Origin of the sequence: Yersinia rohdei ATCC 43380 (assembly GCF_000173775.1) — a bacterium.
GTDB lineage: Bacteria > Pseudomonadota > Gammaproteobacteria > Enterobacterales > Enterobacteriaceae > Yersinia > Yersinia rohdei.
On the sequence record NZ_ACCD01000002.1, the window covers coordinates 219,299 to 240,016 of the forward strand.

Genomic DNA, 20,718 nt, shown 5'->3' on the forward strand with positions numbered 1-20,718 from the left:
TCCGACTGGCTGATATCGCCTTATGACGGCACATCAATAATTAATTGCATTGAGGAAAGTATGGATAATTTTCAAAAAGAGATTGAGGAGAGAACCAATCTCACCTCATCAAACCGCTTTGAACTGTTGCTGTTTCGCTTGGGAGAATCCCTGGAAGAACAACAATCTGAGTTGTATGGCATTAACGTCTTTAAATTACGAGAAATAGTTCCGATGCCCGCGCTCACTAAGGCGGCGGGCATGGCATCGCCAATGATGGGCATGGCGAATATTCGCGGGGAAATTATTCCGGTTATTGACCTCCCGGCAATTGTTGGCTGTGTACCCAAAACCGGTTTGAACATCCTGCTGGTAACTGAGTATGCCCGGAGCACGCAGGCATTTGCGGTGGAATCTGTTGACGATATTGTGCGCCTTGAATGGAGCCAGGTACTGGCGGCCGATGCTGGTGTTAAGAGCCGCAATATCACCAGTATTGCTCGCCTCGACAATGATAAAACCAGTAATCGGCTGGCATTGGTCTTGGATGTTGAGCAGATTTTATATGACATTATTCCTGCTAATCGAGATGTCAAAATAGATGTCGAGAAGACCAAAGCCTTTGATTTGCAACCGGGGGCAGTGGCCATTGTGGCGGAAGATTCAAAAGTGGCCCGCTCAATGCTGGAACAAGCCATGAAGATGATGGATATTCCCGCCGTGATGCATATTACCGGTCTGGAAGCTTGGAATAAAATCAGGAAGATAGCCGATGAGGCGCGGGCTGAGGGCCGGCCTATCTCGGATAAAATCGCATTTGTGTTAACCGATTTAGAAATGCCAGAGATGGACGGTTTTACCCTGACATTGAATATTAAGCGGGATGCATTCCTGAAAAATATCCCCGTGATTATTCACTCTTCATTGTCAGGCAGTGCGAATGAAGATCACGTCCGCAAAGTAGGTGCAGATGCCTATGTGGCAAAATTTGAAGCCAATGAATTAGAAGCAGCTATTCACAAAGCGCTGGATGCAAAGAAAATAGCCCAAGTGTAGCTGCCACTGACTTTTGCACCGCCCCGGTGTTGTATTCACGGGGCGGTTAACCCTATTCCCAGAAAAAATAAGCAAAAAGCCCGCTTAGTTTCCTAAGCGGGCTTCTTTAATTTGGCTCCTCTGACTGGACTCGAACTTCATCTGCAACTCCTGTTATTAATGGGATTGTAAAAACAAGTTGATTATTTACCAACATATTTACCATCATTATTATTTTCTTATCGATAAAATGTCAATTAAAAACAATTGGTTGTTGTCATAATCATCTAAATAAACGAATCTAAATTTACTTTCATTATCAACATGGTGTTGTCGTTATTTTAATTAAAGTAATTGATATAAAACAATTAGTTATTTTTTAGTAAAGAAAGAATGATTAGTCAAGATGAAAACTCTTACATCCAAGATTACTTATCTGCTCTCACACCATTCTGAAAAACCGCACCTCTTTTCCACTTTCTCTATCATGTTGAATGGGTTAACTTTTATGAAACACAAAAACAATCGGTAGAACAATGACTACACAAAAAGAAATAGAAGAAATCAGGACTGCGTTATCTTGGTTTGATGTACGCCGATATGATGGCCTGAAAGACCTCACCCTAGAACAGATCTATGCAGAGCTTGAAAGACGGATGTTGGCTTACAAAACAAGACAACAATGGGAAACAGCAGGCAAAGATAATCAAATGCAAGCTATATACCATGATGCCAAAATCCGATGTGGTGATGTGATACTTCAATCGGACTGGATTTCAGACAATCACAGACTGTCACATAGCTATGCTGTAAAACCAATGACCAGAGTTCAATTGTTCAACTATGGGCGGGCTATGTATCGGCTGGAGACTTCAGAGCAAACAGACCCTGTTGCAGTGAGTTCGGACTACATCTCTGAGTATCTCAAACAAGGAGGCATGAACCCTGCTAACAAGATGCTGATTGAAATTGACTTGGAAGAAGCCAGCAGTGACGATCTCGCAGAACACCTGAAAGTACTGATTGCTTTATGGCAAAAGCAACTAAAAACGGCTAAACCCTCGAAGCGAAAGTTTAGGTTTGGTCATAAGACCTTTGAAAGAATACTTGATTACAAAGTTATCCCTTTGATGGATTTGATCTCATGGGAACAGCTCTATAACGAAGGTAAGAATATACCTTTCACAATTTTAGCTGACATTCTGCATGGTAATAATGGGATCAGAAGTAGTGAGAACATCAAAGATACTGATTATCATTACGCAAAAAGTTATCTTGATAACGATGAGTACTTCAAAGTTTTAAATGATTTTTATATTAAAAACAATGTATTAAAGGATTGGGGTATCGTTGACGTGATAACACTTAACGATAAATCCTCGGATAAAAACAAAAAGTAAACACAAGGGATGTTCACAACCTGCGAACGTCCCTATAAAGAGTACCCCTCCAAAAATTTCCGCGAAACTCACGGTTGGTGAACATCCCTAGTTTAATACTAGCCAAAATCCTAGAATTATCTCCATCGAACAACACAGGAGATAAACATGGTTCAAAACAAAACAGATAAACATCCAAAACTTATTCGGTTGCCCGAAGTAATAAGGAGAACGGGATTTGGAAAGACATGGATCTATACACTTATTAAAGCTGGACGCTTTCCATCGCAGGTTAAAACGGGTTTAAGGTCTATTGCCTTTATAGAAAGTGAGATTGATGCATGGATTGAGAAAATCATTTCTGATTCACGTCCTGTATCTGAATAACAAATATTTTAATAACAACAAGAGGAAATAAAATGAATAATCAAGAAATGGAAAGTATCAAAGAGTTATCCACAAAAACATTTTTTGCTATGGCAAAGTATCTTTATGTGGCTGGAATGCTGATATATAAAGAGCAAGGAGATCATGAGTTAGTCGCATCTATTATGTTAGATAATAATAGAACGGAATCGTATCTTTCACATGTTAAAGATTATCTGGCTAAGCGTTTTGATGGGCATATGGAAGAAGCTGGTAAAAGAGAAAGACTGATTTATGTTGATATGGATAAAGTTATATTGGAGATGAAAAGTGTCCATATAAAGGCATTGCTTTTTGGCATGAGTTAACAACAGCGTATTCGGTCCCGAAAGAGGCTAATAAAAATACAATGAATTAAATAAGCATTTAACTATGAGGATATAAATATGTCTAAAGAGAAGGTATGTGTTAATAAATCAACCGAACTGTTCTATGACCTTGCATGCAGATCGTTTTCCGCAAGCTGGAATATGTTTATGGAAGTTAATGGTGATGGTGACGCCAATGATTATTTGGATGACCCGGATTTTATGAGTCCATTTATTATCCATGTGATTAATCATATTCAGAACAACTTTGAAAGGTTCATTGCCCAAGAAGGAAACAGCGGTGATATTAATCAAGTAAACTTTGAAAAAGTCGCTGCTATGTTAGTTGGGTATTCGGACAACTTTAGAAAGTAAAAACAAATATTTCACCGAAAGGGGCTAACCAAAAGTATAAGAGGAAAATATAAATGGTAAACAACAACGAACAAAGTTCTATGACAAATAAAATATCTGTAGTTGTAAGCGTGTTGTGTGATGGAACTCCAGAAGTAATGAATACTATTCAAGAGCGTTTTGAAATATTTGTTGCCATTACTGGATATTCAGTAGAAGAAATCATGGATGATAAGAATATACTTGATGAGTTAAATCGATTTATTAATAACGAGCTAGTAGATGATTTGGGGCTGGAGTATGACTGTGTCGTCATCAATATCGGTTATAACAACTAATTTTTTACTGACTATTAACTGAAAAGTGAGGATGAGAAAATGAAAGAGATTGTATTGAACAGTTATGATAAAACAAAAAACCATCTTATTGCTAACATTTTACAAGGGTTTTGTGATGAGATATATAATATTTATGAAAGTGATCCTGAAACAGCAATCTATATTATGAGTTGGGGTAAACTTTCAGAAGTTATTTATGATGTAGTGATAACTCGTGAGGTAATGAAATACTCTATTAAAAATAATGTAGCTGGTATAAATAAAAATGATTTAAAGGATGAAATATTACATTGGCATCTTGATCATATCATTGAACTTGTTTCAAGAAATATAAATCAGGATGGAAATGAAGATCCTGTTTATTGGAAGCTGAAAATGACAGTTGTTTGATCTTAAATATTATGATTATTCCCTCGAAAGAGGGAAATACATGAATGATAAAACCAAGGGTTATAATATGATTGATGAATTCTACGTAATGTATATGTATAGAAAAATCCAAGCTGAAGCGGCTACAACTGATTTAAAAACCTTGAATCAACTGTTGAAGAAGCTCCGCAAGGTAGTAGCGGAGCGCCGTGAAGAATACTATCTGGAGATTGGTGAGAAAAGGGCACAAGAGCTAAGGTGCGAGAGGCTACAAAAAATATGGGAGAAAATGAAACGTGACAGAGTTTTACCAGAAGATCTTATTGACAGGTAATAACCAGTCACAATAACGTATTTAACTGGCGGCTACGCCGCTATTCTTTATGGATAAATCCATCATCAACAGGGGTGAACCCTGTTCCAGCAATGTGATTGTCTTGAACAATCACTAAGTGCTGATTCTGTGAATATATTTCATATGTTGAAGAGTAAATAGCCTATTTTATAAACTTAACACTAAACTCTATCATGGGATCGGTTTTACAATAGAATGATGAAACGATCTAAATCCGATCCTTTTCGATTTTTCTAGCCAATATGAAAACTACCTTATCAAGATGAAAATATATTAATTTCAGTGTTAGGGCGTAGCCGTGCTTCAGCACATGAGCGTTAGCTCATAGAGGGCAGTGATTTTCAAAAAAGATGTTAGTGCAATAAAAAGGAAAGCTTCGCAATGAAAATTATATTTTTTACTTAAAAATAGTCCATCATTGCTAAATGTTGAAACCCCATATGGCGATCATAAAAATCGCCCGGTTTCTTTTAACCCTCTTAAGTATTATCTCTTACTTCTTGCAAAATTAAATTAAGACAAAATCGGCTTGTAGCCCTTGCGGTATAAGGCTTATGACGAAAATAGGTGACTGACTGTACGGTCAGTGTTCCTGACTCTATAGTCAGTATTCCTGACTGTACAGTGAGCTTTCCTGACTTTGTAGTCAGTTTCTATGTCATTTTATAGATTAAAAATGACTGTGCTTTAAATTATAGTCACTGGAATACTTGCGATTTTAAAAATATTTTCGCAAAAAAATATGCAAAAAAACTTGATATCTGTTTTGTGTATGGTATTTAATTTATTATAAATAAAATAACAATAGGTAAGAATAAAATGAATGAAATAGAAGTTGATTTAGATTTAGGCTTAAATCCTTTTTGCTTTGAGACCGAGCTAAAGATTGAAACAAGAAAAAGAAATCTGACTGTTTCAAGGGGTGCAGAACTTATTGAAAGGAAGGATACCAGTAAAACTTATTTTGCCAATATTGTACATACACAAGAGGTCGATAAAGAAGAGTTCATTAAGCTCTATACATCCCAGATAAAAGCATACTTTGATTTAACGAAAACAGCTTACAAAGTGTTTTTTATCTTTTTACGTATATATCAGGATGCGATTGGAAAAGATCACTTTTATCTGAGTTGTAAAAAAGCAATGTCGCTCGCAGAAAAAATAGATCACTTTGCTTTGTCTGAATCTATTTTTTACAGAGGCATAAAAGAACTTATTGAGAAACGTATTATTGCTAAAACTAATGAAAAAAACTGGTATTTCATAAACCCAGCTATTGTCTTCAATGGTGATCGTGCTCGCTTTGTTTCAGAGATTATAAAAAAGAAAGAAGTAATGGAAGAACAACCCGAACACGTTGCCAGCACTGACCGAAGAAATAAAAGCATTAAAGCAGAAGGTATAGCTATTGAGGCAGTCATAGAAGACGTAAATAGCCAAGAAGATATAGATTTGTTAATCGCAAGATTACAGGCTAAAAAGCACCAAGGAGCGATGATGAGTAAAAGCATGGGAAGATGTAGCGCTGTTGAGGCAGCAACTCTTTTACCACCAGAAGAACCGTTAGATTGGGATAATATTTAAGGGTATTTACACAGATGATGTGTAGTGATTGAGTAAATAAGATGGGCGAGAATGCTTAATATATAAATATTGTATGAGGTGTTATTTGTATAACCTAAGTTAAATTTGATTTTTTTGAAATGGATATGGTATTAAAAATAAAACAAAAGGAAAATCAAATAATGAATAATATTAAAATCATTTCGCTCTTTAATGCCAATGAACATATACCGTTTATGACCTGTACAGTTAAAGATGTTGAAGAGAATGAGCACGGGATAAAACTTACTCTCGAAAACGACAATAACATCTTTATCAAAGATTACGGTTCATTTTTTCTGTCTGAATCAGCAGATGATTACGATAAGGCGCGAATGGTAAATGTGTATGGAAGATTGATTTCTGAACTCAGCCAAGAAACAATCAGATCACTGATGCCGTAAACCAAAACCATCCTAACACGCCCCGTTCGTTTTCTGGATGAAGTGTTGCGGGGCGAAAACTAAAGCGCCGATGAGTGCGCTTGGCCTGCAAGATCTGTATGAGGTCATAGCTCAAGATAACTTCTTTTCTAAACTGGAACCCTCTGGCGGTATGAGCTTCACACCGATATGGGCTATCCAGTAGCTGAATATTTACATTCTGATATCAGAATAGCTATAGAGCCGATAAACCTTGCGCACATCCGAGATCTGACCGATGGCTATGTGGTAATGCTCAGGAACGGTGAGTTCAGGCATGAGATAGAGGGCGATCTCTATGAGGCGTTATCTCAAGCTGTTGATAGGCTTAAGATCGCTGTTGCATTGTATGAACAAGAATGAAAGCGTTATGTAGTAGTAGTGAAAAATTTTGCTTCCCTCATTCGATAACATATTGTAACGCTTCTTTTTAAGAATAAATAATAGTATTATAAGTAATGTTTAAAAAAGTTTTCTGAGTTGAAAATGACAATCTTATATTGTTTTTTTAGCAAAGCATTATTACTTTCACTCTTGGTGATTTTATATATATGACTTCTAAACTGTCAGGAACCGAGTTGTTAAAACTCCAAAAGTTAATTCTTGCTAATTTTAATACTTCAAATTGGCAAGAATTGGCAGCATTAACTAATTATCTTGATGAGGTTGATAATCACCCTCGTCTGCTGAGGAGCCTTAGCTTTGGTGATGATGATTATAACGGGTTAGCACTAACTTTTTTGAAGAAGTTTATTGGCCTTAATGATGAAAATTTAGATGTTGTTAAACATTATATATTTTCTGAGTGTGAATCTTCAGGAGAAGACATATCGAGTAATAAAAGTACTGGCAGGAAAGTTGTTTTTTCACCTGATGTATTTAATCTTCCAGATGAGGATATTGATCCTAATTTAGTATCGGTTATGATGCCATTCAATCCGTCCTTATCTCAGGTATATAACTCGATTCAATCAGCAGCAAGACGACAAAGGTTTTCATGTAGTAGGGCTGATGATATATGGGAAAGCTCAACGATCATCCAAGATGTATTTTCTCTTATATTTAGGTCTTTTATTGTTGTATGTGATTTCTCTGGGAAGAATCCTAATGTGTTCTATGAGGCAGGGATCGCCCACACGTTGGGTAAACATGTTATTCCTATCACACAGTCAGAGAATGATATCCCTTTTGACCTGCAACACCATAGGTATATTAAATACCTTAATAACTCTGAAGGATTGATTCAGCTAGAAAATGATTTGTATTCAAGATTTTTGACTTTGAATAAAAAGCGAAAGATATCTTGGTGACGATATATTTGAAAATACCTGACTCATGAAATATTTTTTGTAAATATATCAGACTGAGTCAGGCATAGAGCGAGTATGTTAATCTAACAGGCCCTTAGAAACTTTACTCGCCGTCTGACTAAAATTATATCGGTCAACAACATTCCCCTTGAACCAGATCTCAAGGGAGTTCATGTGAGCCGTGTTGCTGTTCTTCAGCAGGGCCAGACCGGGGATGTAGTTCGAGATCTTGCTTTCGCCTGACATGCTGGAATAGGACCACATTTCCTGACCATCATTGGTGGCTCGCGTCTGTGGTTCCCCGAATGCGTTAATAATATCTTGCTGGGTAGTTTTTCCTTTAACGATTTTGGCTTTTACGGTTTGTTGGGATTCGTCTTTCAGGGATTTGTTGCCGTAGGTAGTGCAAGCAGTAAGCGGCAGGATCATCAGTGCCGCGATAAACAATTTTTTCATGTTAACTCCATATAAACAGTAAAACGTAAAAATAGGCGTAAAGAGTTCATAACCAGCGCTGTATTGTCGCTGGAGATCAAAAAAGTTGTGTCAATTGATAGTGAAAGAAGCCTATGACCTTTTTATTCAATCAGCGGATGGCATCCTTCATGGTTGTTTCCCTGATGTTGCATTATTCAAAGCTATCTAAAGGCCATAAATCGACATTACCCACTTGCCTCATGGTTCAACGCTCTATCCACTTGAATCAGCTTGTAAACTGTCTGGTGGTCCTCTGGTTTACTTTACTCATTAACGATTCCTCTAGCAAGAAAATGATCGGTATTGCAGATCGATAGCAATTAATTGATAGGTTGTAGCGATTGAAAGTGATTTATCGATCGGTATTTTAATTGATTAAATCGATCGATAAATACTTAACGATAGGTATTGTCTATTGTTGTTTTGATTTTGATCGTTACAAACGATATGACGTTCCACAAAAATAATTGAATCCTATCAATTGGTTAATCAGGTGGTTTTGCTTCGTTATGTCTGTCAAAACAAGCTGTAACGGCTACTGGTGCGCAGCAGGCTACCTCTACATAACAGCATTTTTGATTATCGGGATGGATAGGAAGATGAAGAAGATTTTGCTCGTTGCTGGCACAGCACTTGTTCTGGCGGGATGCGGTGAAAAAGGCGACTTTGAGAAAGCGATCAACGCGAAAATATCACAGTCAAAGCTGTGCTACTCACTGCAGGACAATGACGTTGTATTCAACAAAGGTTTTCCGGTTAAGGTTAACCGTGGCTACCGTTCTGCCGGATACAGTGCCAGTGATGAAATCTTAAAAGGTCTGGCTAATCAGGGACTGCTTGATGTTTCTCAACAAGCTAATGGTTTCAGTAGTGTTGATGTTCTGGAAGTAACAGACAAAGGACAAGAGGTTGAATTTTGGAACCGTCAGGAAGGTGCCTGTATTGGCCATCGTGAAGTTGATGAAGTGAAGGAATGGACCGAACCGGGAAGCGGTAATCAGAAAGTTGTTCGCGTGTCCTATACATGGAAGTTGGCGGATGTTCCTTCATGGGTGGACAAAAAAGCATTCTCCAGCGTCAAGGGTATGAATGAACCTGAAGAGGGCATGATTAATCTTGTTAAAACCAGCAATGGCTGGAAAGCGATTTAAGGCGCTATCATGGGAAAAAATACAATCCAGTGTCCGTTTTGCCTGAAAGAGAGTCAGCGCGGTGTTCATGTCTGCACCGGCTGCATGGCGACTGTTTTATATGGAGCTTACCCCGGCTGGTATGCTGCTGTGGTTATATTACTGACCATTGGCCTGTCTATACTTATCGGAATGTCTACAGGTATTGCAGGTGCTACCATCAGCTTACCAATCATTGCAGCTGTTGGTTTTGTCGCAGGTAAGGCAATTTTTTCTGATAATGTTGTTTTCAGGAGAAGGATGTAATTTTAATACCGTTTTTAAATTTGAATCATGGATAATCATGCAGGTGTGGTTTTTAACATGCCGCGGATTTTCTCCAAAAAATCGGTCATAAACTGTACGCTGAGAGGTTTATATTTCTCAGCGTATTTAAATTGAATAATATTACCACTGATTATTAAGTGATAATAAATATGAATATGGATTGTCTATTTTTACCTTGTCTCGCTGCTGGGATGACAGAACTACAGATGCTGTTAGGGATATTCCAGCTCCAACTAATAATGCAACGGCACTTGGCATTCCCGCATAGATTGCGACGGAAGTTGATGGTGCAGCAAAGAAGGATACCTTCAATAATCCATTAATTCCGGAATCCCACCTTTGTGCTTTTAATGATGCTTTTAAACTGTTCAATGCAGGCAAGACATTTACCTGATATTGATCAGCTACAGCTTGCCGTAATGCTTCTATAGGTACGTCTTTCGGAATGTCTGATGTAAGTCGTGAAATTTCACGACGGAAAATAGATAGTTCTTCCTTGTGATCATTCTTGAACATCAATATCTCATGGACGGTTAAATTATCAGGCAACGATATACCCTGCAGTATGAGGTCAATTAGCAAACTTTGAGTGAGTTCAGGTGGTAATGTACGTCTTGGGCCAGATGCCTCAAAATGGCGACCAACTCGTCTAGCTGAATTTCTCTCTAGTGGGTTTCCTTTACGCACTGCGATTGCTAATTGATCTGCTGCTGAGGATTCAGTTACTAACCCTAGACCTAATCGATCTGATAATTGAGTGGCAAGTAATGTCATATAAAATTTTGCAAAAGTAGGTTCGACGTGAAGCCATCCATCATCATCAAGACCTCTCTGAAGCATCTCAATAACACTGTATGGAAATTTTTCTGGATGAATTTGTGCTAACCGAAAAATTTCATTCGGAATTTTTTCATTATGAATACGGGTATCGGGATTTGCATCAACATTGTAAATAAGACCTGCGGAAGCTGGATCAGTAAGAAAGGTAAATACTTTCTCTGTTAGTGCTTCAATCTCTTCCATATCTGATGACACACATATAGGTTGAAGAACACCTTCATCACTAAGCGTCCGAGCGAAATCATTCGAATAGGGATCACGATGAGAGATTGGCACAATAGTTCGAATTGAATCCCAGAATAATACGGCATTACGCAACCACTGCTCATTCTTAACGTCGATGTATGGGTAGTACAGTGCTGATGTGAATGCTATAGCCATTATAATCTCTCTATTATGTTAATTAGTCGGGTAATTTAATTTTAAATAAACATTGAGGGATTTCATGATTTTCTGAAAATCATCATGTAAACCAACAATTAGTTAACTATTTTTGTAACATGGCGAGAATTTTGCGTGTAGATTGCCTGAACATTACTCAGATCCTGCTTAAGAAAAGTTATCCTCTACTGAGTTGATAAAGTTGTCAATATCGCACAGTCAGTGTCCCCTATAAGAATGAAAATCCGAAAGCCTCAACTTTGGCACTGGTACTTTGATCCTACCCACCATTAGTGGACACGCGACTACGTGAGTAAATTCTCAACCAGTGTTAGCTCATATGACAAAACCCATCTGAACCAGTAAGAAAACCTGTAAGCAATATACACCAGAACTCCGCGCTGAAGCCCTTAAGCTGACCGGGCATAACCGCCGAAGCCCGTGAACTCAGCCTTTGCGAATCATGATCCTACCTGCGAAATGTGGACACCGCCCTAAGCGAGTGAACTGTTCCGGCTTGAGCCTATACTTTAGGTAGCAGATATTCGATTTTTAACGTCTCAGATTTGCAAATTCTCAATTATAAAATATCGATACAAATCATACCATTAAACTTGTAGGTTGAAGCTTGTACTGCATGATTGCTGTGAAAATAAACAGTATTTGTGTGGCGAATTTTTAGTTATACTATTCAATAGGTTAAAAAATTATCGAATGAAATTATTTCTATGCAATAAATAATATGGACAAATAATGGGACCATTCAAAGCGCATGAAGTAATCGAAGAAAGAATGAGAGAGCAAGTTTTATGTAGTTACTTGGTAGGTTTTGATATTAATGATACAGGTGTATCCTACTATAGGATGGATCCTTTGATTATGAAGATTTTATCGGCCCTGCATGAGTTCGCTTATGGGTTCCACGAAGGGGAGCAGACAGATAACACACAAACATTATCTAAAATAATAGATGCGGCTCGTTCAATTTATAAAATTGATGAATATCAGAAGGTTAAAGATATTTATCTGAATTCAGGTGAATTGACTGACGATGTTGCTAATAAATACCTTAAGCGAGGTGAATTTGGTGAACTTATTCTGCATCTGATTTTGAGAGATTTTCATAATACGCTCCCACTTCTTTCCAAAATTTATTTCAAAGATTCTATCGGGCATACCGTTCACGGGTTTGATGCCGTGCATATCGATCCTGTCAATAAAACCCTCTGGCTAGGTGAATCTAAGTTATATATTGATCCCAAGAAAGGTATTGGTGATTTAATTAATGATGTTGAAGAGCATTTTAAAGCTGATTATTTAAATTCTGAATTTAATTTGATAGCGAAAAAAATACGCCATGTACAAAACTCTCCAGAATTAGAATATTGGTTGGACATTTTATCGACAGGTGGGAAACTATCAGATAAGCTTACGAAAATTAACATCCCGCTGCTATGTACCTATAGCTGTGATTCATTTTTAAAATATGATAACGAAAAATCACCGGATTTTTCTGCTTATTATGAAAATAAAATACTTATGCTAAAAAAATATTTTGATGAAAATTACAAACATCCTTTAAAAAATCATTTAAATATTATTCTTATGCTTTTTCCAGTGAGTAATAAAATAGAATTAGTAAAGAAACTTCATCAAAAACTATCATTGATTCAGCAGATTGGTGGTTGATATATGAATGAGCATATTGGGAATGGAAGTGACGCCCTATTCGAATATACTTTTAGTGAGTATCAAAAATGTGCTAGGTTACTAATATCAGATGAGAATCAGGGGAGAGATGAATTAATAAAAATTTTAGAAAAGAAGAATGATTATTCGCGAATATTAGATGGTGTTTTAGCTGATCTAATCGAGTCTGCAGGTTTTTATCCTTATATAATAAAAAATGATTTAACACTATCCTCATCATCGCAAAAAATAAGGTTTGAAAATAACAGATCAATAAATATCAAAGATAAAGTATTTCATGATGAACAAAAATATTTACTGGGTCTAATCAATTCAGAAAAAAATGTTATTGCAAGTGCTCCTACAAGTTTTGGGAAGAGTCTCTTAATAGAGGAAATAGTAGCATCCAAGAAATACAAAAACATCATTATTATTCAGCCAACTCTAGCTTTACTCGATGAGACGAGGAAAAAGATTTCAAAATATTCCAATGACTATAAATTAATTGTAAGAACGAGTCAGGCGTTTTGTTCAGAAGGAAAGGGTAATATTTTTCTGCTGACATCTGAGCGAGTTAATGAGTATAAAGACCTTCCTAAAGTAGATTATCTAATTATTGACGAGTTTTATAAACTTAGCTCTAAGAGGGATGATGAAAGGCATCAGTCTTTAAATAATGCATTTATAAAAATTTTTAAAAACAGCACGCCAAAATTTTACTTTTTGGGGCCAAATATTGATGGCATAACTCCGGGGTTTGCTGATAAATATAATGCTGTCTTTTACCAAAGCCAATATAGTTTAGTTAGGTGTAATGATTTTAATATATATAAGGATTATGCTGATTTATTCGGTTCTCGTGGAAATAAGGCAAGGTTTAAAGAAAGTATTTTATTTAAATTGATTTCTGGACGTTGTGATGAACAAACAATTGTTTATTGTGCCTCTCCGAGTAAAGCAAGAAGACTCTCAAGAGAGTTTGCTAATTTTATTCAAAAAAATAAATCTGGAGAGCTAACTCATAACCCTCCGCTGATAGAATGGATCGAGAAAAATATCTCTAAGAGGTGGTCGTTAATTGACTCAATAAAACATGGTGTGGCATTTCATGATGGAGCACTCCCTAGACATATTAGTTCATCTATAATAGATTATTTTAACGAAGGCTTGATAAAGGTGCTTTTTTGTACTTCAACAATCATTGAGGGAGTAAATACTAGTGCTAAAAATATAGTCTATTTTGATGAAAAAAAAGGGAAGGACTTGAGTATTGACTACTTTGATTATTCAAATATCAAAGGTAGAGCTGGAAGATTGATGGAGCACTATTCAGGAAATATATTTAATTTTAATCCTCCTCCAGAAAAAGAGGTGATATACATTGATATACCATTTTTCGAACAAAACCCGATTAATGAGGAAATTTTAATCAACCTTGATGATGCTGATATAAAAAATAAAAACTCAATCGAATATAATTTCATATCATCATTACCCTTCGATGAAAGTGTTTTATTTAAAAATAATTCTATAAACATCCGTGGACAAAAAAAACTTCTTGATTATTTAAAGTCCAACATACGTGATAATTATGCACTGGTTGCATGGTCCTCTACACCAAAATATGAACAGTTAAAATTTTGTGTACATTTGTGCTGGGAGTATTTATTAAAAGATAATGAGAAAAGTAACCAAATGTCCGCCGAAAGATTAACTAAAGTTACTTTTGATTATGGCTTTTCCCAAAATATACTAGAGTTAGTGAAAAATACATATAACTATAATTTAAGCAAGTCAGGGAAGATGAATGATGAAAAAACAATAAAAATAATAGATGAATCGATAAAAGATTCTTTTTATATATTGCGTCATTGGTTTCAATATAAACTTCCAAAGTTGTTATCTGTATTAAATGAATTGCAAACGTATGTCTGTAAACTTTTGGGTTTAGTACCCGGAAATTATCTGTATTATTCATCCATAATAGAAAATGATTTTATACCAGAACATTTAAATATTCTTATAGAATATGGGATTCCTAAGTCGGCAATACAAAAAATTGCGAAATTCATACCCGATCACCTAGTTGATGATGAGGTTGTTCGGTTGATATCAAATAAAAAATTGTATGATTATAATGAATTAATAGATTATGAAAAAAATATCATTAAGAAAATGTTTTAATATACAGATGTTCTTAAATACCTGCACCGAATACCGCTATACCTACCATTTACTAATGGGTGGGTTGCGTATGGGCAACACATCTCAAACCCGATGCAGCACGATTAGGTATAGGAAACATAGGTATAGGAAACAGCGCTGATGCCTTTCCCTGCTTGTGTTGGCCGAAAGTGGAGCACTATTCCGCTCAGCTATGTAGAGAAATTTCTCTCTTGTATATTTGACTACCAGCAAAGTGAAACAAGTGAACTCGCCACTCGGATGAGGTTTCACCTTTATCCTTTTACCCACAGGAGCGCATTTAACTGAATTTGTTTGCACGGTTGTAGGATGATTTTCTGGGAGTTATCTTCCATCGATATAATTTTGTTTCTCAATTAGATATAGGAAATAATGTGGTTTTATCAACAGACGATCATAAAATTTCTGACGAGGGGCTAACTTGAAAAAATTTGCATTTGTTAATGTTGCTGCTGAGAGAGAATACAAAGCACTTCCTGCTGATGTGCAAGACGATTTTGGAAAAGATTTACGTCGTATTCAGTTCGGTCAAGATCCTGAATTACCTATTGATTTTATGGATAGCATTGGTATAGGCGTTATCGAACTAAAAATAAATGGAAGCCCGGCATATCGATGCACCTACGTCACTAAGTATCTCGATACCGTGGTAGTTTTGCATTCCTTTGAGAAAACTACCAACGGTGTTGATCGGCAGGCTAAAAAAGTAGCAGAAAAACGACTCAAGGAACTTATGGCCGATGTCAGAGGGGCTGAACGCTGTAAAAAACGTTAAGCTGCTGCCTCGGTTTCTGTAATTGCAATTGATGCCTGATGCAGACTTGTCATTGACATTTTAGCTCGGAAACCGAGGGCATCTAGCATATCGAACATGGCATCAACAGTGAAAAGCTCAATTTTTGCATTTTTCAGTTCTGATACACGGGACTGGTTGATGCCGAGTTTTTCTGCCGCTTCTTTTTGCGTCCAACCTTTCTCTTTGATTAGATTGATAATCATGATCGATAAATCCATTTTCATTGCCATTTTGCTAGCAGTTTCAGCATCATGTGTCACATGGAACGGACTGTCATAGAATTTTAAAGCCATACACACCTCCTGCTATGAATGAGTGGATTATCTAATATTTTAGATAATTTGTCAAGTCGACTGGACAATAAGTGGACTGCTTACTGATCACTCTTTACCTCGATAACTGGGTGGTCTCAATTTAGGCAGCGGCTTTTTCCTGTCTGCAGCAAGTGTTGGTATGTAGTCGAGATTGCTATCAGGCTGCACTGGCTTAACCGGACGACTTGGGAAACGGCTGATCTCATCCGGTGTTGGTTTATAGTCATCTTGGTTAAACTTGGCTTTTTTCTCATATTCAGTGCGAGAGATATGACGGCCTAATACCTCGTCAAAGACGTAGTTTTCAGCAATACGTTTATCATGTTCTTCACTGATAAGATCAATTTGGGATTTGTTTGCTTTAGCCCATACAAACTTCTGTTTGAAAAAATCTATGACAAGAGTTGTGAAGCGTTTAAAAATATTATCCTGACGTCGAATGGCCTGTGTCCTCTTAACACGTTCAGGGGCGCTTCTGGATTCCCTGTTTGGGTTTTGAGAGGAGGATGTTTTCAGGATAGTATTTGTTCCAGAATCAGAAATACTGACTGATGGTTTCTTACCTGCAGCGACCTTACTGACTTTTGTTTTATCACGGTAAGATTTAACGCCACGCATACGAGTATGAGGAGCTGGTGCTACCAATACAGGTCTCTGATTCTCATCAGTAGAAGAGCCGGAGTGTGTTTCAGGTAATACGATTTGTTCTGGTTCAGCAAGAGCAGCCACGGTGAAGCTTCTGACATCAACGACGATTTCAAGATCAAGTTCACTGAATGTTTTATAGACTTCAACCGCTTCCTGCTTCACTGCATCACGAACTGTCTGTTCTGCGGCTCTTTGCTCCTGAGCAGCCTTACTACGCCATTTAGCGCTGTGGATACGTTTCATTGCAGGACGATTTGTTTCAGCGGCCTTAGCAAGCCATAACGCTTTTTCTTCATTATCTAAAGCTACTGCTGCTTTTTCTAACGCTTCCTCATGCTGGGCCTGAAGAGAACGATGATCAATACGTTCTGATGAACCAGCAGCAGCAAGATAGCTGTTAGCCATTGATGCCCATGATTCACGCCAAAGGACAGACATTTTTCGGTCATTCCAGCTTCTTTCTTTTTTACCAAAACCCTCCGGGCCTATGGTTTTTAATGTCAACATAACGTGAGCGTGTGGGTTGTCGCTATCAAGATCATGAAAAGCGATGTCAGCAATCATTCCTTTTTCTACAAAATTTTTCTGACAATACTCAAGAACAAGCTTTTTCTTATCATCATTGGTTAGCTCTGCGGGGATAGCGACATCGAAATAACGGGATGTTTGACCATTGTGCTGGCGCTCAACTCTTTCAACTTCATTCCACAATGCTGTAGAGTCTTTTACGATGTGTTCTGGTGCATTAACTGGAGCTAATATGAAATGCCCATATAAATCAGTACGGCGGCTATAATCATACGTATCACCTGTTCTTTCATCTGTTATGCGTGTACGAGCGTGATAAGCAGCCTTCGCAACGGAAGATCTACCTTCTGAACGTTTCACAATTTTAAAATCAAGATGAAAAATAGCCATACAATAAAAACAACCTCAATATAAATTTAAATATCAAACTAAAATATAAATCTCCAATGCGACTATGCTGGTTTTAGTTTTTCGCAAGAAAAACTCTGATGTTGACGTTGACCTTGTTTCCCAAGGAAACGGTGTTAGCCTGCGGCAGGCAACCGTCGGTAGACCCCACACACTGCGTAGCAGTGTATAGGTGGGCATTGCTTTATTTTTATATCTCCTAATGGAGCTAAAAATAACGACAATGTTTAAAGTTTTCCTATAACTAAATAATAACTCTAGTTTTACTGTCTGTGAAATTTACAGGGCTAGAATCGGATGAACGGCTGAGGTATTACACGACTCTTAATGGTTGTGGTTTTAGAGATCGCCCGTAAGGGCAAAAGTAGTTAAATTAGTCTCCCGCCGTAGGCGGGAAAGATAAAATTTATAAAAATATGATAAAAGATAACTTAGAATAGATTGATGTGTGAAATTCCTGTCAGAAATTAAGAAGTGATTGTAAAATCATGAATGAGAGAAAATAAGTAACGCGATGAGTATTAGACGTTAAAGGTTAGTGTTTGCATACATATGTGTTGTGTAATTACTTGCAGGTGGTGTTACATTTTTGTGTAGACTCTTATAAACACCTTTTTTGATAAATCCATCATTAACAGTGCGAGTCCCTATTCCGGCGATGTGATTGTTTGTGGCAATCACCAAATGCTGCTTATAGGTGATAATAGATCATGTGCTATTAAAATATTTTTTTGAGTTTTATTTGACAATCTAAATGCAGTGTTGTAAATAAAATAAAGATACAAAAAAAGCCAACTTTCAAAGTTGACTTTTTAAGGACTAAAAAAGTTTTGCCGACTTTTGAAGCCTTGTAATCAGTTAAACGGAACGTGATTACAAATATAATAAAGTATTAAATAATCTTTTCATATTTGTCAAATCTAAATCTCAACTTTTTACAAGCTTTTCAAATACCATTTCCAAAAACATTTTAGTTTTCGAAAGCAATAACGTTAAACCTGATTGTACAGGTCTGAGAAGGTAGGAGCGAAAGTGTTTGATTCATTCTCAAGGTTATTGTCGATGCCAAAGCGGGGAGTCTGCGTAACATCAACTCGAAGCGCACATCTAAGGCTTATAAAAACAGCAGTGTAATTTCTTTAGTAAAACGAGAAATGTTTTTAAAGTTATGATGTTGACTATGGGAGTGCAGAAGGGTGTCGCAATATGGAAACGTATTGCAACTCTAAGCCATAGCATGAGAAGCGCCTTGTTCTATTACGGGTATAAAAATAAAAAATATTAAAACTATTTTGAAATTTTCATGCGCGGATTAGGAGAGGCGAAGCTCTAGAAAAACTAAGTTTTCCTTCGGAAAACTACTACGACTGAAAGTCGCCATCTAAAACCCCAGAACCTAATCTAATAAAATTCTAGTACTACTAGTACAAAAAATTAATTTAAAAAGGTAGTGAAAAAATATTAGTAGGTAGGTGCCATTTCATCAAGGCACTAACGAAAGGTAAGTAGAACTATAAATTAAATAAAGTACATGAAATAATTTGAGTTTTTTTTGTTTTAATTGTATTGGTATAATATATTATGAAAAACAAGGAGGATGTAGTGGACAATAAAACACAAGTGGCAGAAGATTTTATCGATAATACTTCAGGTAAATTAAAAAACGAAAGAAAACACCGTGCTGGAAGATTACAGAGAGTGTCATTAACGGAAAAGAGATTTCTTGATGATGCTGTTCATGCGGCTACTAAAGTTAAAGGGAAAAAATTAACATCAGAGGAACGTAGGAAAGTATTATGTATAGCGCGTGAACAGATCCGTTCTCAGCGTAGAGCAGAAGAAATAAAAAAAGAAAGAGACAAAGAACGTCATGCAGTAGTGTTTGAGTGGAAAAGATCAGAAACCTTCCGTCGTTAATCGAATATAATAATAGTGAGAAATGTATGAATAAAACCAAAACAAAAAACTTGAAAGAAAGTGAGTTTATAATATATATAGAAAACAATCCTGTTGTCTCAACGGCTTTATGCGAAAAATATGGAATATCTACTGAAACTATTGCCTATGCTTTATATGTTCATAGCAATAGTTTCTTTCATAAAAACGACTACGTTCAGGATGACATTCACTATGACATGGTTAAAAATAATTTAATAATAATGAAGCCCACGCTTAAACAATATTATAGAAGAACAAGGCAAGTAGATTATAATGGATGTACTTTTTTATCAGGCATTAAAGAATATCAAGACTATTGTATTTTGTTGACGCTTTGCTGCTATCACTGGATAGCTGATGTATTTACTGTCTATAATCATAATGAAAGAAGTCAATTTATAGTTGATGTTGCCAATGATCTTCTGAAAAGGAGTATAGATCATTTTTCAATAGAGCATGAGAATGTTATCAACTGCTTTAATATTTTAAAAGAAAAGCTCCCATCGCATAAAAAGAAATAATAATCCAATTTTTCAAATATCCTCATTGACTAACATATATATAAGAAATATATATGTATCATGGAACTATAAGAGGATAGAAAATGAGTGATATTTCAGATAAAGAGCAAACCAGAAAGAAACCACGAATAAAAAAGACACTGGAACAGCAATTAGCATCTGCTCAGATGCGTTTAAATCGTCTACAACATAAGTCTAAGAAAGAGTCTAAACAGATAGAAACACGCCAGAAAATAATTTTAGGTGCGGAAGTTGCCAAGGCTCTTGATTGTGATGTTTTTACAGTGGATAAGGATCTTGTTTTAGGTATGCTACTAGAGATACCCCACCTACATCCAGATGATAAAGAAAGATTTAAAAGAAACGGAATGTTATTTCTGGCTAGTATGAAAGGCCGAAAAACTTAATGGAATAAAGAAGTCATTGTATAAATATAAAATGTTATATATATTCAACTTTCATTGAATTAAATTTGACATTATTTTATATTAATTGTATTTTATTTTTATCATCACAGATGAATAACTCCATATTCAAATCTTGTAAGCTGTGGTGGTATTTAATAAAGTCATGGGGGTATCCTCCCGATAAAGAGACCGTGTTCACTCGCGGTCTTTTTATTTTCTGTTAAGTAATCCG

Annotated in this window: 23 protein-coding genes; 19 read left to right on the top strand and 4 right to left on the bottom strand. The window is 36.4% G+C overall.

Annotation, left to right across the window (positions count from 1 at the left end; all coding sequences use genetic code 11):
* Positions 1 to 60: 60 nt before the first annotated feature.
* From YROHD0001_RS13960 to YROHD0001_RS13925, 11 genes are all read left to right on the top strand, one after another.
* Complete coding sequence (locus YROHD0001_RS13960; RefSeq protein WP_004713592.1) at positions 61 to 1,035, top strand: chemotaxis protein; 975 nt, start codon at positions 61 to 63, stop codon at positions 1,033 to 1,035.
* 515 nt (positions 1,036 to 1,550) lie between these two features.
* Complete coding sequence (locus tag YROHD0001_RS13955; RefSeq protein ID WP_004713593.1) at positions 1,551 to 2,414, top strand: DUF6387 family protein; 864 nt, start codon at positions 1,551 to 1,553, stop codon at positions 2,412 to 2,414.
* Positions 2,415 to 2,561: 147 nt separating this feature from the next.
* A complete protein-coding gene (locus YROHD0001_RS0117370) occupies positions 2,562 to 2,780 on the top strand; it encodes a helix-turn-helix transcriptional regulator (RefSeq protein WP_005969708.1) in 219 nt (72 codons plus the stop codon).
* Positions 2,781 to 2,812: 32 nt separating this feature from the next.
* Positions 2,813 to 3,127 (top strand): hypothetical protein, encoded by a 315-nt coding sequence (locus YROHD0001_RS13950; protein WP_004713594.1) that lies wholly within the window; start codon positions 2,813 to 2,815, stop codon positions 3,125 to 3,127.
* A gap of 78 nt (positions 3,128 to 3,205) precedes the next feature.
* On the top strand, positions 3,206 to 3,502 hold the full coding sequence (locus YROHD0001_RS0117375; RefSeq protein WP_032816176.1) for a hypothetical protein: 297 nt from the start codon (positions 3,206 to 3,208) through the stop codon (positions 3,500 to 3,502).
* Positions 3,503 to 3,582: 80 nt separating this feature from the next.
* Positions 3,583 to 3,819, top strand: coding sequence for a hypothetical protein (locus YROHD0001_RS0117380; protein ID WP_032816201.1), 237 nt, complete (start codon positions 3,583 to 3,585; stop codon positions 3,817 to 3,819).
* Between the two features lie 39 nt (positions 3,820 to 3,858).
* Entirely contained in the window at positions 3,859 to 4,209 is a 351-nt protein-coding gene (locus YROHD0001_RS13945) for a hypothetical protein (protein ID WP_004713598.1), read from the top strand.
* Positions 4,210 to 4,276: 67 nt separating this feature from the next.
* Positions 4,277 to 4,522: an H-NS family histone-like protein gene (locus YROHD0001_RS13940; RefSeq protein WP_174522189.1), complete on the top strand. Its 246-nt coding sequence runs from the start codon at positions 4,277 to 4,279 to the stop codon at positions 4,520 to 4,522.
* 840 nt (positions 4,523 to 5,362) lie between these two features.
* A complete protein-coding gene (locus YROHD0001_RS13935) occupies positions 5,363 to 6,127 on the top strand; it encodes a hypothetical protein (protein WP_004713600.1) in 765 nt (254 codons plus the stop codon).
* Between the two features lie 161 nt (positions 6,128 to 6,288).
* Entirely contained in the window at positions 6,289 to 6,549 is a 261-nt protein-coding gene (locus YROHD0001_RS13930; protein ID WP_032816202.1) for a hypothetical protein, read from the top strand.
* 569 nt (positions 6,550 to 7,118) lie between these two features.
* On the top strand, positions 7,119 to 7,877 hold the full coding sequence (locus YROHD0001_RS13925) for a hypothetical protein (protein WP_004713604.1): 759 nt from the start codon (positions 7,119 to 7,121) through the stop codon (positions 7,875 to 7,877).
* A 78-nt stretch (positions 7,878 to 7,955) separates the two neighbouring features.
* Here the strand turns inward: YROHD0001_RS13925 and YROHD0001_RS13920 are convergent, their stop codons facing one another.
* On the bottom strand, positions 7,956 to 8,333 hold the full coding sequence (locus YROHD0001_RS13920) for a hypothetical protein (protein WP_004713605.1): 378 nt from the start codon (positions 8,331 to 8,333) through the stop codon (positions 7,956 to 7,958).
* A gap of 620 nt (positions 8,334 to 8,953) precedes the next feature.
* Between YROHD0001_RS13920 and YROHD0001_RS13915 the strand changes: the two genes are divergently transcribed.
* Together YROHD0001_RS13915 and YROHD0001_RS13910 are read left to right on the top strand one after the other, a co-directional pair.
* Positions 8,954 to 9,505 (top strand): membrane lipoprotein lipid attachment site-containing protein, encoded by a 552-nt coding sequence (locus YROHD0001_RS13915; RefSeq protein ID WP_004713606.1) that lies wholly within the window; start codon positions 8,954 to 8,956, stop codon positions 9,503 to 9,505.
* A 9-nt stretch (positions 9,506 to 9,514) separates the two neighbouring features.
* The gene (locus YROHD0001_RS13910; RefSeq protein ID WP_004713608.1) at positions 9,515 to 9,790 is read left to right on the top strand and encodes a hypothetical protein; all 276 of its coding nucleotides are present in this window, start codon (positions 9,515 to 9,517) and stop codon (positions 9,788 to 9,790) included.
* 141 nt (positions 9,791 to 9,931) lie between these two features.
* Here the strand turns inward: YROHD0001_RS13910 and YROHD0001_RS13905 are convergent, their stop codons facing one another.
* On the bottom strand, positions 9,932 to 11,032 hold the full coding sequence (locus tag YROHD0001_RS13905) for a DUF6236 family protein (RefSeq protein ID WP_004713610.1): 1,101 nt from the start codon (positions 11,030 to 11,032) through the stop codon (positions 9,932 to 9,934).
* Positions 11,033 to 11,785: 753 nt separating this feature from the next.
* On the opposite strand from YROHD0001_RS13905, the gene YROHD0001_RS13900 reads away from it, so the two are divergent.
* The 3 genes from YROHD0001_RS13900 to YROHD0001_RS0117390 all read left to right on the top strand — a co-directional run bounded on the left by YROHD0001_RS13900 (position 11,786) and on the right by YROHD0001_RS0117390 (position 15,701).
* Positions 11,786 to 12,721, top strand: coding sequence for a HamA C-terminal domain-containing protein (locus YROHD0001_RS13900; protein ID WP_032816179.1), 936 nt, complete (start codon positions 11,786 to 11,788; stop codon positions 12,719 to 12,721).
* Between the two features lie 3 nt (positions 12,722 to 12,724).
* Positions 12,725 to 14,905, top strand: coding sequence for a DEAD/DEAH box helicase (locus YROHD0001_RS13895; protein ID WP_004713612.1), 2,181 nt, complete (start codon positions 12,725 to 12,727; stop codon positions 14,903 to 14,905).
* Positions 14,906 to 15,347: 442 nt separating this feature from the next.
* Positions 15,348 to 15,701, top strand: coding sequence for a type II toxin-antitoxin system RelE/ParE family toxin (locus YROHD0001_RS0117390; RefSeq protein WP_032816181.1), 354 nt, complete (start codon positions 15,348 to 15,350; stop codon positions 15,699 to 15,701).
* On the opposite strand, the gene YROHD0001_RS13890 is transcribed toward YROHD0001_RS0117390, so the two are convergent.
* Together YROHD0001_RS13890 and mobQ are read right to left on the bottom strand one after the other, a co-directional pair.
* Positions 15,698 to 16,015 carry a helix-turn-helix domain-containing protein gene (locus YROHD0001_RS13890; RefSeq protein WP_004864333.1) on the bottom strand — a complete coding sequence of 106 codons (318 nt, stop codon included), beginning with the start codon at positions 16,013 to 16,015 and terminating at the stop codon, positions 15,698 to 15,700. The two genes, YROHD0001_RS0117390 and YROHD0001_RS13890, sit on opposite strands and share 4 nt — an antisense overlap.
* An 87-nt stretch (positions 16,016 to 16,102) precedes the next feature.
* Complete coding sequence (mobQ, locus tag YROHD0001_RS13885; protein WP_032816184.1) at positions 16,103 to 17,602, bottom strand: MobQ family relaxase; 1,500 nt, start codon at positions 17,600 to 17,602, stop codon at positions 16,103 to 16,105.
* Positions 17,603 to 19,222: 1,620 nt separating this feature from the next.
* Between mobQ and YROHD0001_RS13880 the strand changes: the two genes are divergently transcribed.
* The 3 genes from YROHD0001_RS13880 to YROHD0001_RS13870 all read left to right on the top strand — a co-directional run bounded on the left by YROHD0001_RS13880 (position 19,223) and on the right by YROHD0001_RS13870 (position 20,486).
* Complete coding sequence (locus tag YROHD0001_RS13880) at positions 19,223 to 19,537, top strand: hypothetical protein (protein ID WP_004713615.1); 315 nt, start codon at positions 19,223 to 19,225, stop codon at positions 19,535 to 19,537.
* A 26-nt stretch (positions 19,538 to 19,563) separates the two neighbouring features.
* Complete coding sequence (locus YROHD0001_RS13875; protein WP_004713616.1) at positions 19,564 to 20,079, top strand: hypothetical protein; 516 nt, start codon at positions 19,564 to 19,566, stop codon at positions 20,077 to 20,079.
* 83 nt (positions 20,080 to 20,162) lie between these two features.
* Entirely contained in the window at positions 20,163 to 20,486 is a 324-nt protein-coding gene (locus tag YROHD0001_RS13870) for a conjugal transfer protein TraD (protein WP_004713617.1), read from the top strand.
* Positions 20,487 to 20,718 lie beyond the last annotated feature (232 nt).